Genomic DNA, 15,122 nt, shown 5'->3' with positions numbered 1-15,122 from the left:
TGGGCAGTATCAAAGCGAACTGCACCATTATTTTAAGCAGTATGAAAAAATAATACTTTGGATTCTGCCTTGATCCAATAACGGACTGGGACAGAGGGATGAATAATGCCGACTAAAACACAACCCTTCTGCCCTTTTATGGCCAGAGGGGTTTTTTATATGATTTCGGCCATCTCCTCTCTCCTGCATAAAGGAGGAGTAGTTTTTGAAAACAAAAACAGATTTTTTGAAAATGAAAGAGCAAGGTGAGCCGATTACAATGCTAACGGCGTATGATTATCCATCTGCTAAATTAGCAGAAGAAGCTAAAGTCGATATGATTTTAGTTGGTGATTCTCTAGGAATGGTTGTACTTGGATATGATTCAACGGTTCCAGTAACGGTAGAGGATATGATTCATCATACGAAAGCTGTACGCCGCGGCGCAAAAGAGACGTTTATTGTCACTGATATGCCATTCATGTCTTATCATATCTCATTGCAAGATACGATGGTTAATGCACGTCGCATTGTTCAAGAGAGTGGTGCACATGCATTAAAGGTAGAAGGTGCTGGAGAAGTTATATCAACTATTCACTACTTGACGAATGCGGGAATCCCCGTTGTGGCACATTTAGGTTTAACTCCTCAATCTGTAGGAGTACTAGGTGGATATAAAGTACAGGGGAAAGATGCTGAAAGTGCAAAAAAATTAATAGAAGACGCAAAGAAATGTGAAGAAGCTGGTGCGATAGCACTTGTGTTAGAGTGTGTGCCAATGCAATTAGCAGAACTTATTTCAGAGCAAATGACAATTCCTACAATTGGAATTGGAGCAGGACAAAAAGTAGATGGGCAAGTTCTTGTATACCATGATCTTATTTCGTACGGCGTAAATCGTGTTCCGAAATTTGTGAAGCAATATACGTCTGTTCAAGAGGAAATTGTGCGAGGGATTTCGCAATACGTTACTGAAGTAAAGACAGGGCAATTTCCTGAAGAAAAACATTCATTCACAATGAAAGAGGAAGAATGCTTAGCGTTATACGGAGGAAAACAATAATGAAAATCATAACTACAGTGCAAGAGATGCAGCAAATTACAAACGAACTTCGTACAAGTGGAAAAAGTATCGGTTTTGTCCCAACGATGGGATATTTACACGAAGGGCATGCTACTTTATTACGTAAGGCAAGGGAAGAAAATGAAATTGTAGTTTTAAGTGTATTTGTAAACCCACTACAGTTTGGGCCGAACGAAGATTTAGATCGATACCCACGTGATATTGATAGAGACGAAAATGTAGCAAAAGAAAATGGTGTTGATTATTTATTTTATCCGAGTGTAGAAGAAATGTATCCAGCAGAACAAACGACAATAGTAGAAGTTGTGAAGCGTACCGACGTATTATGTGGCAAACAAAGACCTGGTCATTTCGCTGGTGTTACGACTGTACTAATGAAACTATTTAATATCACATTGCCAACGCGTGCTTATTTCGGTATGAAAGATGCACAGCAAGTCGCTGTCATTGAAGGGTTTGTCGCTGATTTTAATATTCCAGTTACGATCGTACCAGTGGATATTGTAAGGGAAGAGGACGGATTAGCGAAAAGTTCTCGTAATGTGTACTTATCACAAGAAGAACGTGAAGAGGCTCCTCATTTATACCGCAGTCTATGCATAGCGAAAGAAAGAATTGAGGCGGGCGAACGTAATCCAGAAACTATTACAAATCTTGTGAAAGAGTATATTGAGAAATATACAAAAGGAACTGTAGATTATGCTGATTTATATGCATATCCTTCATTAAAAGTAATGGATGAACTTGAAGAACGAATTATATTAGCAATTGCTGTTAAGTTTGAAAATGTACGATTAATTGATAATATAACATTAACGGTTAAATAAGGGGGAGCATCTATGTTTCGCACAATGATGAGAGCGAAGTTACATCGCGCAACAGTAACAGAAGCAAATTTAAATTATGTAGGCAGTATTACAATTGATGAAGATTTAATGGATGCAGTAAATATTGTAGAAAATGAAAAAGTACAAATTGTAAATAACAATAATGGTGCTCGCTTAGAGACATATGTTATTAAAGGAGAGCGCGGTAGTGGTGTTGTTTGTTTAAATGGTGCAGCAGCAAGGCTTGTACAACCAGGTGATAAAGTTATTATTATTTGCTATGGTTTAGTGGCAGAAGAAAATGTTCATAAACAAGAACCAAAAATTGCAGTGTTAGACGATGATAATCAAATTATTGAAATGTTAGGTGCTGAAAAAGCGGGCACGATATTATAAGTAGGAAGGCTATCTCTATTACGGAGATAGCTTTTTTGTGCATCTTTTCATTAAGATGAGATAAAACGTGGTATAGTAACATTATATAATTTTGTGTTTGATAGGTAAGAAATTGAGGTGTTACATATATGAGTAAGCGTTATGTCGTTGTTGATTTAGAGACGACAGGGAACTCCTGGAAGGATGGGAAGGATAAAATCACCCAAATTGCGGCTGTTGTAGTGGAAGATGGAGAGATATTAGAGATTTTTTCATCTTTTATTAATCCGAAGAGAGAGATTCCACCATTTATTACAGAATTAACAGGGATTGATGAGAGTTTGGTTAAGCAAGCCCCGTTATTTCAAGATGTAGCCCCGATGATTGTAGAGCTATTACAAGGTGCAGCTTTCGTTGCACATAATGTTCACTTTGATTGGAATTTTTTAACGGAAGAATTAAGGCAGGCTGGATATACAGAAGTACATTGCCCAAAAGTTGATACAGTTGAGTTGGCGCAAATTCTTTTGCCGACAGCTGATAGTTATAAATTACGTGATTTAGCTAAGAAACATGAACTAGAGCACGATCAACCACATCGTGCGGATAGCGATGCTCTTGCAACAGCGGAATTGTTTATACAATTTTTAAATGAAATCGAAAAGTTACCGCTTGTCACGTTGCAATCGCTTTATGAATTAAGTGATGTTTTCCAAAGTGATATAGCTGATGTGCTTTCTGAAAATATTTTAAAGAAAATGATGCATGGTAAAGAAAGGGCAGAGGGGTATGAAGTGTATCGAAATATTGCGCTTCGAAAGCGGAATTATTCTTTAAGTCTCAGTGAAACATGCTCATCTAAATTTGATGCTTTCTTACATAAGACAATGGATAAACTTGAGTTAAGTATGCCGAAGTTTCAAAAAAGAGAAAGCCAACAGATTATGATGAAGGAAATATATACAGCGCTAAGAGATTCTAGGTTTTCACTTATTGAAGCGGGAACAGGTACGGGGAAGACTCTTGCATATTTACTTCCAAGTATTTATTTCGCAAAGAAAAAAGAAGAACCTGTCATTATAAGTACACAAACTGTACAACTGCAACAACAAATACTAGAAAAAGAAATACCGTTATTACAGAAAATAATGTCATTTTCATTTGAAGTAGCTCTTCTGAAAGGGAGAAAGCATTATCTTTGTCTACACAAATTTGAATATGCTTTGCAAGAGGAAGAGAAAAATTATGATATGGCGCTCACAAAGGCAAAAATTTTAGTATGGTTATTGCAAACGGAAACTGGCGATCGTGATGAATTAAATATTCCTGAGGGCGGAAAATTACTTTGGAACCGTATTTGTAGTGATGCATATAGTCCAGGCGGGATGCAAAGTAATTGGTTTAGTCGTTGTTTTTATCAACGAGCGAAAAATAAAGCATTATTTGCGGATATTGTTATTACAAATCATGCTTTATTATTTCAAGATTTTTCAAGCGAAGAACCACTGTTTGCTTCATATGAACATATTATTTTTGATGAAGCTCATCACATCGAAGAAGCGGCGAGTAGAACATTAGGTGAGCAGTTCTCATGCATGTATTTTCAATTAGCTTTATCTCGTCTTGGTACGCTAGAAACAGATGATGTACTTTCTAAAGTATATAAAATGATGAAAAAATCAGAGCAAGCATCTCGTTCGACTTTCCGTATGGTGAGTCATAGTTTGAAGGAATTGAAATTTGATGCGGATGAACTATTCCAAATGTTACGGACTTTCGTATTTAAACAAACAAAGCAGGAACAAGGGATGAGCAATATGCCGCTCATTTATCGATATAACACGGAAGTAGAGAAAGGTAAGTTATGGGATAGCATTACCGAGTTAACAAATCGATTTGTGTATGATGTAAGAAAGTTATTGACTACACTTGAGAAGCAAGTTGATATATTGCAAAGTAAATTAGAATGGGAGATGCATGTCGTTACAGGTGAATTTATGCATTTAATTGAGTTGTTGAGAAAGATGACACAATCTTTACAATTACTCATTTTAGAAAAAAATTCATACGTGACATGGATGGAGACTGAAACGAAGGGAACGATTCATTCAACAGTTTTATATGCGCAGCCTGTTCATATTGGTGAAAGATTTGCTGATGAATTCTTAACACAGAAAAAGAGTGTTATTTTCACATCAGCAACGCTAACTGTTAATGATTCATTTGACTATATAAAAGAGGAGCTAGGTTTACATGATTTTGCTCCCAATACACTAAAGGTCCTATCACCATTCCGTTTTGAAGAACAAATGAAATTAATGGTTTCAACAGATGTACCTTTTATTAAGCAAGCAAGTAATGAAGAGTATATTGAGTCTATATCGACACATATTGCGAAAATAGCGAAAGCTACAAAAGGTAGAATGCTCGTTTTATTCACTTCGTATGAAATGTTGAAAGAAGCGTATACGAATTTGAAAAATGATGAGGCATTAGAAGGATATTTATTATTAACGCAAAGTGTGAATAATAAGAGCCGAAGTCGTCTAATCCGCAAATTCCAGGAGTTCGACAAATCGATTTTGTTAGGAACAAGTAGTTTTTGGGAAGGGATAGATATACCTGGAGATGCCCTGAGTTGTCTTGTCATTGTCCGTCTTCCTTTTACCCCTCCTCATCAGCCGATGATGGAAGCAAAAGGAGAGTGGTTACAAAATCAAGGAGAAGACGTATTCGCTAAGTTGGCGCTCCCACAAGCAATCTTGCGTTTCAAACAAGGGTTTGGTCGTCTTATTAGAACAAATACAGATACGGGAACTGTATTTGTATTAGATCGTCGTTTGACAAGTTCTTCCTATGGAAAACGATTTTTACAATCAATCCCAACTGTACCGCTATATGAAGGACCGTTAGAAGAATTATTAGTACAGTTAGAAGAATCGTCAAATGAATAAAATTGGAAGAAAAATACGCCTGAAGTACATTTGAACTTCAGGCGTAAAAAATGTGGGTAGGAGGAATTTTATTTTTCTTACTTCTTGTATACAAAATATATTGCTTTTCGATTTGAAACCTTTTTTTGCTGTACATGTCCTGCTATAATAGATGGGTGATGAAGCAGGGGTTGTAAAGAATGTACTCTTATTGTAACCGCATTGCGTTCTTCTATAATTAGAAATTTTTGTGTAACGGAGGAGTTTTTTCATGGATAAGAAAATCGAAGTCCTATCAACGACGCGTATTAAATATTCGTCTGACTTGTATAAAATTGTTGATAGCTTGAATCGCACGTTAAAAGAGCAGGACCTCATGTTCGGATTAGCATTAGACGAAAAAGATAAAGAAACAGCTGTATTTACGATTTACAGAACGTAGTGATACAATGAAAAAGTGGATCTTTGCAGTCGTTATCGTAATCGTTGCTAGCGGAATATATGGGGCGTATGTTTATAATAAAGCAATGGAAAAGAAAATTCCTAAAGAGGCAAAATCTGTAGAAATTGCTAAAGAAAAAGCAAAGCTTACAAAGGTAAAATCTGTGGATTATTATAATGGAAATTCTTCATATACAGTCGTGCAAGGTGTAGACGAAAAAGGAGAACAAATTATTGTTTGGGTGCCTGATAAAAAAGGAAATGTCCTTGTGAAGAAAAAGAGCGAAGGTATTTCAGAAAAAGCTGCTTTGCAAAAATTGGCTGAACAAGCTACAGGAGAAGGTGCTGAGCCGAAGCCGAAACCAAAAGAAGTTATAAAAGTAAAATTAGGTGCTCAAAACGATATTCCATTGTGGGAAATTACATATATTGATCAGGAAGATCGTTATACGTATTACTATTTAGAGTTTCAAAATGGGGTTTATGCTGGACACTACAGCATTGAAAAATAGATGTAGGGGGAACTACAAATGAAATTAGCAAAGCGAGTAGCTGCTTTAACACCATCTGCAACTTTAGAAATTACAGCAAAGGCACAAGCATTAAAAGCAGAAGGTCATGATGTAATTGGATTAGGAGCAGGAGAACCTGACTTTAATACGCCAGAACATATTATGGATGCTGCGCATAAAGCGATGTTAGAAGGACATACGAAGTATACACCAACAGGTGGATTACAAGCGTTAAAACAAGAAATTGTGAAGAAGTTTACTCGTGATCAAGGAATTGTGTATGATCCATCTGAAATTATTGTATGTAATGGTGCCAAGCATGCATTATATACATTATTCCAGGTGTTACTTGATGAAGGAGATGAAGTTATCATCCCAACTCCTTATTGGGTAAGTTATCCTGAGCAAGTAAAGCTTGCTGGTGGTAAGCCAGTTTATGTAGAAGGTCTAGAAGGCAATGAGTACAAAATTACAGCAAAGCAGCTGCGTGAGGCAATTACAGAGAAAACGAAAGCAGTTATTATTAATTCACCGAGCAATCCAACAGGGATGATTTACAGCAAAGAAGAATTACAACAGCTTGGAGAAGTATGTTTAGAGCATGATATCTTAATCGTTTCAGATGAGATTTATGAAAAATTAATTTATGGTGACGCGGAATATACTTCAATTGCCCAGCTTTCTAATGCATTGAAAGAACAAACACTTATTATTAATGGTGTATCTAAATCACATTCTATGACAGGTTGGCGTATTGGATATGCAGCAGGAAATAAGCAGCTTATTAAAGCGATGACGAACTTAGCGAGTCATAGTACGTCAAACCCTACTTCAATTGCTCAATACGGTGCAATTGCTGCGTATGCAGGCTCACAAGAACCTGTAGAAACAATGCGTCAAGCGTTTGAAGAAAGATTGAACATTATTTATGATAAATTAATTCAAATTCCTGGTTTTACTTGCATTAAGCCACAAGGTGCTTTTTACTTGTTCCCAAATGTAAAAGAAGCCGTAGCATTAGCTGGGTATGATACAGTTGATGAGTGGGCAAAAGCATTATTAGAAGAAGAAAAGGTGGCTCTTGTTCCAGGTACAGGATTTGGTGCACCAAATAACGTTCGATTATCGTATGCGACATCTCTTGAGCAAGTTGAGAAAGCATTAGAACGAATTCATACGTTCATGAAAAGTAAAGTACAGGCTTAATCGTCTGTTTCTTGTAGTAAATGGAAAAAAACCTCCCTATATATAGGGAGGTTTTTTTGACGAATTGTGGCAAAAAGAAATGGCTAAAGGTGTGTTATACTAGAAAGCGAGGTGTTTGGTGATGAAAAAGAAAATGATGTTACAATGGTTTGAACAGGGAAGCATAGCGATTCCTAAATTGCTTATGATGCATTATAAAAAGCTAGGTTTAAATGAGACGGAATTTATGGTAGTACTTCATGTACACACATTTTTAGAATCAGGTAATTCGTTCCCGACTCCTTCAGAGATTTCAGAACGGATGACGATAACAGAAATGAAATGCATGGAAGTGATTCAGATTTTAATCCAAAAAGGCTTTTTAGCACTAGAAGGTGGACGAAGATCTGAAGCGATGATGTGTGAAAGTTATTCTTTACAACCACTGTGGGAAAAAATATTGCACTTTTTAATGAATGAATCTATAGAGGAAGAGCAAAAAGAACAAAAACAAATTCAAGTAAATTTATATACAGTATTTGAAAAGGAATTCGGAAGACCACTTTCGCCATTTGAATGTGAAACATTAGGGATGTGGGAAGATCAAGATCAACACCATCCGAATTTAATTCAAGCGGCTCTTCGTGAAGCTGTTATGAGTGGTAAACTTAATTTCCGGTATATTGATCGTATTTTGTTTGAGTGGAAAAAGAACGGAATTAAAACGGTAGATCAAGCGCAAAATCAAGGCCAGAAATTTAGAGCGAATCAACAACGCACACAACAAACGACAAAACAAGAGACGAAATTTACTGGGAAAGTGCCTTTTTATAATTGGTTGGAGCAGTAGTGTAGGAGGAAAGATATGTTGAACAAAACGCAAATTCGTTATTGTTTAGATACAATGGCGGATATGTATCCAGAAGCGCATTGTGAATTAATTCATGATAATCCATTTGAACTTGTAATCGCAGTGGCATTATCTGCACAATGCACAGATGCACTTGTGAATAAAGTGACGAAAAACTTATTTCAAAAATATAAAACACCAGAAGATTATTTAAGTGTGTCTTTAGAAGAATTACAACAAGATATACGTTCCATTGGATTGTTTCGAAATAAGGCGAAAAATATTCAAAAATTGTGCCGGATATTACTAGATGATTATAACGGGAAAGTTCCAGAAGACCGTGACGAGCTGACGAAATTACCAGGAGTAGGAAGGAAGACAGCGAATGTAGTTGTTTCGGTAGCATTTGGAATTCCAGCGATTGCTGTTGATACGCATGTAGAGAGAGTAAGTAAACGGTTAGCAATTTGTAGATGGAAAGATTCTGTGTTAGAAGTGGAAAAGACGTTGATGAAGAAAATTCCAATGGATGAGTGGGGAGTTACACACCATCGTATGATTTTCTTTGGACGTTATTACTGTAAGGCGCAGCGACCACAATGTGAAGAGTGCCGATTACTAGAAATATGTCGTGAAGGAAAGAAACGAATGAAGGGGAAATAAAGGATGGAGCGAGTTATAGAAATACCGAAAGAGTTTCGGTACGTACCATTTTTTAAAAAGAGTGCAAATTCGATTACGTATAATACAGACCAGTCTTTTGAAGAAATAATACAAAAGACTTACTTTATATTTGATATTGAAAGACAATATGAGCCGTGGAATGAAATTGAAACAAGTATTCCAGGGGTGTTAAATGTATGGAAAAGCAGGCATGAAGAAATTGCTACACTATTTCGAAACCGAAAAAAACAAGAAGCTGAGGGCCCGATGATTCTTTTTGCAGCACACTTGCTATCGATTGTATATTGGCTAAATGAGAAGCCTGTTCATAGTTTGAATGAGATGCAAGTAAATACGAATGAATTGGAAGTACAACCTGTTAATTTTATAGAACGATACTCATTTATTATAAAGAAACCGAGTAATTATCATTCGTATATTCAATTAGCACAGTTGTATATTGAAATAGAAAAGCTATATGTTAAGAAAATGATAACAAAAAAGAAGTCCTTTTCTCGTTAAGAGTAAGGACTTCTTTTTTGTTATTAAGACTCTGATGTAACAACATCTCCGTCTGCGTGAGGTGTATCTCCTCCGGGATTCTGTTGGTGCTGCTCTTCTTCAGCTTTTTTTCTGGCTTCTTCTTCAGCTTTTCTCTTAGCTTCTTCGTCAGCTTTTTTCTTAGCTTCTTCGTCAGCTTTTTTCTTAGCTTCTTCGTCAGCCTTCTTCTTAGCCTCTTCGTCAGCAGCTTTCTTTTGAGCTTCTTCTTGCTGTTTACGTTGTTGTTCTTGTTGCTGTTGTTCTTGTTGCTGTTGTTGCTGTTGTTGTTTACGCTGATCTTCGTCAGCTTTTTTTGTAGCTTCTTCTTGTTTTAGTTTATCTTCATTGGCCTTTTTCTGGGCCTCTTCGTCAGCCTTTTTCTTAGCTTCTTCGTCAGCTGTTTTCGCATCTGGAGTTCCGCCAGGCGCAGTGAATGATGCACCAATTGCAGGACTTGTTCCAGTACCTTTTTTCGCTACTACAGAGAAGCTGTAAGTAACACCTGGTTTAATGCCACCAAGAGTAGCTGTCGTACCGCTTACTGACAAGCTACCACTAGAACCGTCAGTAGCTTTATAGCTTGCTGCGTATGCATCAACATTTGATGATGGTCCAGACCAGTTCAGTGTCACTGTGCTAGCACCATCGAAAGCGACATTAAGGCCACTAGGTGGATCTACTTTAATTTCTTTAACTGCATCTTTTTTCGCACCTTTAATGTACAGTTCTCCATTTAATTCTTGTACAGAAGAAGGGCGCTCGAAACGAGATTTATCTGTAGCGAATTTGCTCATCATCACTTGGAACATTTGCTGAGCAATTCTAGTAGAACGATCTCCAATGTAATTTTCTGCACTATCTTTTTCATAACCGGTCCATACAGCCATTGTATATTGAGGCGTATATCCTGCGAACCAACTATCTCTGTTTGCATCTGCTGGAATATCGTATTTTTTAATAACAGATTTATCAAAGTTTTGTGTTCCTGTTTTACCAGCAACGTCAAAACCGGGAACATAAGCCGTTGGGCCAGTACCACCACTACCAGGTTTTACAACATCACGAAGTACATCGGTAACCATGTAAGCTGTATAATCGTGCATTGCTCGTTTTTCTTTCGGCTTAAAGCTTTTCTTTTTCCCATCTGGGAAAATAACTTCTTTAACGAAATGAGGCTTATTGTACATACCGTCATTTCCAAATGCTGCATAAGCTCCAGCGACATCTAACGGAGAGTTTTCATTACTACCAATTGCAGTTGATTCAAATACAGTATCATCTTTAAATGTCATGCCTAGATCTTTGGCGAATGCTTTTGATTTATCAAGCCCGACCGCTTGAGCTGTTTTTAAAGCAGGAATATTTAAAGATTTTTTTAGTGCGTCACGTAGGGAGACATCTCCTTTATAACTGTTTGTAGCATTTTTAATTTTTGTACCATCAGAGTATGTGTACTCTGAGTCATTTAATTGATGGTACGTAGACCATTGTAGATTTTCAATAGCTGGACCATAGTCAAAAATAGGTTTCATTGTTGAACCAACTTGACGTTTTAAATCGATAGCCATGTTGTGTCCTTTAAATGTTGATTTGTTTTCTTTACGACCGGCACCGACTGCACGAACTTCTCCAGTTTTCGTATCCATAAATACAAATGAACCTTGGAATTGATCATTTGGATATTTAATAAGATTTCCATCCATTATTTTATCTGCATAATCTTGAGCTTCAAGGTCAAGATTTGTATGGATTATTAAACCATCAGAGCCAATATTCACATCAGGTATCTCTTTTTCTACTTCTTTGAAAACGGCATCTAAATATGCTTGATAAGGCATTTCAGTTGCATCTGAAGATGGAAGAAGACCTTCTTTTACAGAGATTTGCATAGCTTCGTTCATTTCTTGTTTTGTAATGTAGCCATGACGATTCATTAATGTTAGTACAACATTACGGCGATTTGTTGCTCGTTCAACATTTTCTGGTTTTGTTGGATCATAAATGTTAGGACCTTGGGGTAAACCAGCGAGCATTGCAGCTTCATGTAACTTTAAGTCTTTTAAGTCTTTGTTGTAGTATTTTTTTGCTGCAGTTGCAATACCATACGAACGGTTACCTAAGTTGATTTTATTTAAGTACATTTCTAGAATTTCATGTTTAGAGTACTGTTGCTCTAATTTATAAGATAAGTACCATTCTTGCACTTTTCTCTTTGCGGTTTTTTCCATCGTTAGGAAATAGTTTTTAACTACTTGCTGTGTAATTGTACTACCACCTTGTGATCCGAAACCACCAGTGACATTTTCCATAACTGCTTTTGTAGTACGTTTAAAGTCAATTCCATTATGGTCATAGAAGCGTGAATCTTCAGTCGCAAGGAAGGCATTTTCAACTACTTTTGGAATTTGTTCATATGTAACATGGGTTCGTTTTTCAGCACCGTATTCATAGAAGAAATTCCCGTTTTTATCAAGGAATTTTGTTGATAAAGGATTGACAAGTTTTGATTTGTCTAATTTCGGAGCGTCCTTTACCATAACAAAGAAAGCTGAAACGCCGGCAACGAGTCCGACGATACTAAGAAGTAGAAAACCTATAAGGAATTTCTTGAAAAAGGAACCTTTTTTCTTTGGTTTTTCTTCTTTATTTGTTTCTTTCGTTTGATTTTTTACATGATTTCGTTCTGTACGAGAACGATAATTATCTGACATTATACTTTCTCCTACCTTTCATTCTCTCCCCAAAAGTCGAAAAAAGAGCCTTAGTGATGACTCTATCACGAAAAATAAACCGTGTCTAGTACGCGGATATAATCAATTCGAGGGTGATAACCGCATGATAATAAAGATCCATGCTCTTCTATTTCTTGTTTTGTAATCGATTTACGTCCACCAGTATTTTGACGATTCCAAAATGCAATAATATGTTTTGCATCTAATAAATAAAATTCATCAAAAAGTGTAAATTTAATAATAACAAATGCAATTCCATTATGAGCGATTACTTGCTTCATATGCTCAATTTGATGAAGGTGGAAGTTTTGAAGTGGAAAACTGGTTTTGTTTTTTGTTTCTTTTGCTTCAAAATCGATGTATTTCCCTTTGTATACACCGTTGTAATCTGTTGTAGAAGGTTGTTTGAAATACGCTTCTTTTACCACTGCAGCACTTCGAGCGGGGTAATCTACTTTTACAATTTGAAGAGGTGTAGGTTTTTTATGTACGCATGCAATATTATGGGTTAAGTAATATTGATTGGTTTCATTCAATTCCTCTTCAAGGGACATACCTCTATTACTGTAAGTATGTTTTTTTATTGGTGTTTTATGGGGTTGTGAAGCTTGATCGTACCTTTTTCCATTTGGGTAACGAATGGTCATATTGTGTCCACTCCCAACTTGTTAAGAATTACTTACAAAGGTGATTATATCAAAAAATGAAAAAAGATGTGACCTTTTTCAAGAAAGGTATGGTACTTATTCATGTTTAGCTGGAACGATTACGAAAAAATTAAGCAAAACCGTAATGATATTTTGTGTACAGAAGAGGAGAAAGCTATAGTTCTTAATATTAAGGAGAGAACGGATGTAGCTAACGTAGATAACATTTCACGTACACAATCTTACCAAGAATATTATTTGAGAAATAAAGAAATTAGGTGGTCTTTTTTAGCGAGTATGGTCTCAAGGAATGGGGGATGGAATATGACAGATTTAGAAGGAGAATATTATTCTAATCTTCTACCCCAAACAGTTAAGAGACGATTATTTCTTTGTTATGAGAAAGCCAATTGGCTCATTTTTTTAGATGCATTCCCTCAACTATTACTGTATGAAGAAAGTAAAAGGCGATGTGAGCCGCTCTTTCATTTGTTACAATTTTTTAACATATCAATTTTTATGGAAAAAGAATGGTCATATTTCTGGGAGAAAAAAGATATCAATAGGCTTATGACGGCGCTTATTATTAATGAACAAAATAAAATTCAAAAACCAGTAATCGAGAATACATACTTTCAAAAACATGTATTTGATACGGCAGTGTTCAAATTTCAAGAAATACTTCACATTAGTGCAGTTGTTTTTCCGATGATGGAAGGGAGAATGTATGGGTTTTCAGTTTATCAATTTGAAACGTTACAAAAACGTATAGAACTTGGGAAGAAGTTAGCTTGGTTATTGTTTCATTCAAAGTATAAAGATTCTTTTTATAAGTTTGCATTGCAAACTAGGCATACGGGATCAAGGATGGATTATGAATGTAATATAAGAGAGGTTAGACAATCAAGTACACCGGCTCTTAGAGATGTGTACGCTATTGTCGCTCACGAAAAATTAATTGAAAAAGATTGGTTTAGTGAAGGGATGGAAATGGAGTCTTTATTTGTACTTGAAAAGCCAAAGGGGGAAATTAATATAACAGAATGGTATAGAATGAAGAGGGAGCAAATACACACTCTTTCTATATTAAGTAGTTTTGTTAAAAGAATAGATGAGTTCATGATATAATCAAAAAGTCCCGCTTTCCTACATGAAGGCGGGGCTTCTTGATTAAAAGTAATATGTTCTTCAACAAATTACTTTTTACTTCGCTATTTGCCGGCAGTACGACTTTAACCTCAGCACTTATCGAAAGCGAATAGGGAAGGTTAGACTGGAAATTAGCTATTTGTAAAAGCCACTTTGGTTAAAGGGGCATTTTATCCTGCTATTTGTGGGCGGTAAAACTCCCACCTCAAAATTCGGCTGGAGCAAAGAAGTTAGGTGGAAGCCTTGCTGCCCGTAAACGCTCGATTAGTGAAGGCTAATAATCAGTGGGGGATGAACAAAACCCTCACTGATTAAAGTTTCACTTTATGTAGCGGGGAAATTTGGACCATCAAGCTTTGGATTACCAGTCTCAGGTTTGTTTTGTTGTTTGTTTTGTTTTTTCTTTTTTTCATTTTTATTTTTTGCCATCATAATACACCTCCTTTTTGTATTGTTACCATTTCTAAAAATGGCATACAAAATGATTTCTTTGACGAATATCAACTAGTTTTGTCATGTGAGCAGGAGTAACCAATCAATCGGCGAAATTACATGACAAAGGAAAGGCAAAGAAGGGGGCGTTTTAAATATGGCGATGGTTCAGAAGGAAGATGTTATGAAAAAAATGGATCAAATGTTAAGTTCTCTCGATTTGCTGGAAATGAATATTGGGATTAGAATGAATCACGCATTGAAGGATAAAGTTGAAAAAATATGCAATAAGATAGAAATAACAGAAATGCATATCGAGCATATGGAAAATAAATTAGTGCATCACGAAGAAAAAGGGAGCTGGGTAAAGACATTTCAAAACGTCGTAGTGAGTGCATAATAAGGTGGGAATAAAATGAAATATGAAGCATTAATCCAGTCTTCGGAGAAGTTAATGCAGTATAATGATGAAGCCAATGTAAAAAAAAGAGAAATGGATGAATATGATTTTTATAAGGATATGAAGCCATTTGTTGATATGGTAGATGCGGAGTTAGAGGTGTGGAAAGAATTAGCTTATATATGGATAAAGGAAGAGCTGCCTAAGTATATACATGTACAACAAATCGATCAAGTGTATGAGAATTTACAAACTAATGTGCTACAATGTTTTGTTAATAAGGGAAAAGGTAAACGTTTCTTTGAAACTCATCAAGCTATTTCGTATACTTTACAAAATATCGTAGATCAATGTAAGTAACAAGAGGGGAAAA

16 protein-coding genes are annotated in these 15,122 nt (G+C 36.1%); 13 read left to right on the top strand and 3 right to left on the bottom strand.

The features are described 5' to 3' along the window. The first annotated feature begins 205 nt into the window (after positions 1-205). From panB to BAU27_RS03530, 10 genes are all read left to right on the top strand, one after another. Positions 206-1,042, top strand: a complete 837-nt coding sequence (panB, locus tag BAU27_RS03575) for a 3-methyl-2-oxobutanoate hydroxymethyltransferase (protein WP_071744924.1) — start codon at positions 206-208, stop codon at positions 1,040-1,042. Beyond that, complete coding sequence (panC, locus tag BAU27_RS03570; RefSeq protein WP_071744925.1) at positions 1,042-1,890, top strand: pantoate--beta-alanine ligase; 849 nt, start codon at positions 1,042-1,044, stop codon at positions 1,888-1,890. The genes panB and panC overlap by 1 nt, the downstream gene beginning before the upstream one ends. A gap of 12 nt (positions 1,891-1,902) precedes the next feature. Then, the gene (gene panD, locus BAU27_RS03565) at positions 1,903-2,286 is read left to right on the top strand and encodes an aspartate 1-decarboxylase (protein ID WP_000490180.1); all 384 of its coding nucleotides are present in this window, start codon (positions 1,903-1,905) and stop codon (positions 2,284-2,286) included. A 128-nt stretch (positions 2,287-2,414) separates the two neighbouring features. Further along, on the top strand, positions 2,415-5,219 hold the full coding sequence (gene dinG / locus BAU27_RS03560; RefSeq protein ID WP_071744927.1) for an ATP-dependent DNA helicase DinG: 2,805 nt from the start codon (positions 2,415-2,417) through the stop codon (positions 5,217-5,219). Between the two features lie 250 nt (positions 5,220-5,469). Continuing rightward, a complete protein-coding gene (locus tag BAU27_RS03555; RefSeq protein ID WP_000358352.1) occupies positions 5,470-5,640 on the top strand; it encodes a YpmA family protein in 171 nt (56 codons plus the stop codon). 7 nt (positions 5,641-5,647) lie between these two features. Then, positions 5,648-6,151, top strand: coding sequence for a cell wall elongation regulator TseB-like domain-containing protein (locus BAU27_RS03550; protein WP_071770136.1), 504 nt, complete (start codon positions 5,648-5,650; stop codon positions 6,149-6,151). An 18-nt stretch (positions 6,152-6,169) separates the two neighbouring features. Continuing rightward, positions 6,170-7,357: an aspartate transaminase AspB gene (gene aspB / locus BAU27_RS03545; RefSeq protein ID WP_071744929.1), complete on the top strand. Its 1,188-nt coding sequence runs from the start codon at positions 6,170-6,172 to the stop codon at positions 7,355-7,357. A 121-nt stretch (positions 7,358-7,478) separates the two neighbouring features. Further along, the gene (dnaD, locus tag BAU27_RS03540; protein ID WP_071744930.1) at positions 7,479-8,186 is read left to right on the top strand and encodes a DNA replication protein DnaD; all 708 of its coding nucleotides are present in this window, start codon (positions 7,479-7,481) and stop codon (positions 8,184-8,186) included. A 15-nt stretch (positions 8,187-8,201) separates the two neighbouring features. Next, positions 8,202-8,849: an endonuclease III gene (gene nth / locus BAU27_RS03535; RefSeq protein ID WP_071770135.1), complete on the top strand. Its 648-nt coding sequence runs from the start codon at positions 8,202-8,204 to the stop codon at positions 8,847-8,849. Positions 8,850-8,852: 3 nt separating this feature from the next. After that, entirely contained in the window at positions 8,853-9,371 is a 519-nt protein-coding gene (locus BAU27_RS03530; RefSeq protein ID WP_071770134.1) for a YpoC family protein, read from the top strand. 23 nt (positions 9,372-9,394) lie between these two features. Here BAU27_RS03530 and BAU27_RS03525 read toward each other — a convergent pair whose 3' ends face one another. Beyond that, positions 9,395-12,100, bottom strand: a complete 2,706-nt coding sequence (locus BAU27_RS03525) for a penicillin-binding protein 1A (RefSeq protein WP_071770133.1) — start codon at positions 12,098-12,100, stop codon at positions 9,395-9,397. A gap of 65 nt (positions 12,101-12,165) precedes the next feature. After that, complete coding sequence (gene recU, locus BAU27_RS03520; RefSeq protein ID WP_071770132.1) at positions 12,166-12,768, bottom strand: Holliday junction resolvase RecU; 603 nt, start codon at positions 12,766-12,768, stop codon at positions 12,166-12,168. A gap of 102 nt (positions 12,769-12,870) precedes the next feature. Between recU and BAU27_RS03515 the strand changes: the two genes are divergently transcribed. Next, complete coding sequence (locus BAU27_RS03515) at positions 12,871-13,896, top strand: DUF2515 domain-containing protein (protein WP_071770131.1); 1,026 nt, start codon at positions 12,871-12,873, stop codon at positions 13,894-13,896. Between the two features lie 345 nt (positions 13,897-14,241). Here the strand turns inward: BAU27_RS03515 and BAU27_RS33305 are convergent, their stop codons facing one another. Continuing rightward, a complete protein-coding gene (locus BAU27_RS33305) occupies positions 14,242-14,421 on the bottom strand; it encodes a phage portal protein (protein WP_083595859.1) in 180 nt (59 codons plus the stop codon). Between the two features lie 85 nt (positions 14,422-14,506). On the opposite strand from BAU27_RS33305, the gene BAU27_RS03510 reads away from it, so the two are divergent. Both BAU27_RS03510 and BAU27_RS03505 read left to right on the top strand, forming a co-directional pair. Beyond that, positions 14,507-14,749, top strand: coding sequence for a hypothetical protein (locus BAU27_RS03510; protein ID WP_001252038.1), 243 nt, complete (start codon positions 14,507-14,509; stop codon positions 14,747-14,749). 15 nt (positions 14,750-14,764) lie between these two features. Continuing rightward, a complete protein-coding gene (locus BAU27_RS03505) occupies positions 14,765-15,109 on the top strand; it encodes a YppE family protein (protein WP_071744935.1) in 345 nt (114 codons plus the stop codon). Positions 15,110-15,122: the final 13 nt, after the last annotated feature.

Source organism: Bacillus sp. NH11B (assembly GCF_001884205.1).
In the GTDB taxonomy this organism is placed as follows: Bacteria; Bacillota; Bacilli; order Bacillales; family Bacillaceae_G; genus Bacillus_A; species Bacillus_A proteolyticus.
This window is presented reverse-complemented; position numbering and strand designations above follow the sequence as displayed.

Bases quoted from the DNA above. Each gene is read 5' to 3' on its own strand.
- panC (WP_071744925.1), top strand. From the start codon at position 1,042: ATGAAAATCATAACTACAGTGCAAGAGATGCAGCAAATTACAAACGAA.
- panD (WP_000490180.1), top strand. From the start codon at position 1,903: ATGTTTCGCACAATGATGAGAGCGAAGTTACATCGCGCAACAGTAACA.
- dinG (WP_071744927.1), top strand. From the start codon at position 2,415: ATGAGTAAGCGTTATGTCGTTGTTGATTTAGAGACGACAGGGAACTCC.
- BAU27_RS03555 (WP_000358352.1), top strand. From the start codon at position 5,470: ATGGATAAGAAAATCGAAGTCCTATCAACGACGCGTATTAAATATTCG.
- BAU27_RS03550 (WP_071770136.1), top strand. From the start codon at position 5,648: ATGAAAAAGTGGATCTTTGCAGTCGTTATCGTAATCGTTGCTAGCGGA.
- aspB (WP_071744929.1), top strand. From the start codon at position 6,170: ATGAAATTAGCAAAGCGAGTAGCTGCTTTAACACCATCTGCAACTTTA.
- dnaD (WP_071744930.1), top strand. From the start codon at position 7,479: ATGAAAAAGAAAATGATGTTACAATGGTTTGAACAGGGAAGCATAGCG.
- nth (WP_071770135.1), top strand. From the start codon at position 8,202: ATGTTGAACAAAACGCAAATTCGTTATTGTTTAGATACAATGGCGGAT.
- BAU27_RS03530 (WP_071770134.1), top strand. From the start codon at position 8,853: ATGGAGCGAGTTATAGAAATACCGAAAGAGTTTCGGTACGTACCATTT.
- BAU27_RS03525 (WP_071770133.1), bottom strand. From the start codon at position 12,100: ATGTCAGATAATTATCGTTCTCGTACAGAACGAAATCATGTAAAAAAT.
- recU (WP_071770132.1), bottom strand. From the start codon at position 12,768: ATGACCATTCGTTACCCAAATGGAAAAAGGTACGATCAAGCTTCACAA.
- BAU27_RS03515 (WP_071770131.1), top strand. From the start codon at position 12,871: ATGTTTAGCTGGAACGATTACGAAAAAATTAAGCAAAACCGTAATGAT.
- BAU27_RS03510 (WP_001252038.1), top strand. From the start codon at position 14,507: ATGGCGATGGTTCAGAAGGAAGATGTTATGAAAAAAATGGATCAAATG.
- BAU27_RS03505 (WP_071744935.1), top strand. From the start codon at position 14,765: ATGAAATATGAAGCATTAATCCAGTCTTCGGAGAAGTTAATGCAGTAT.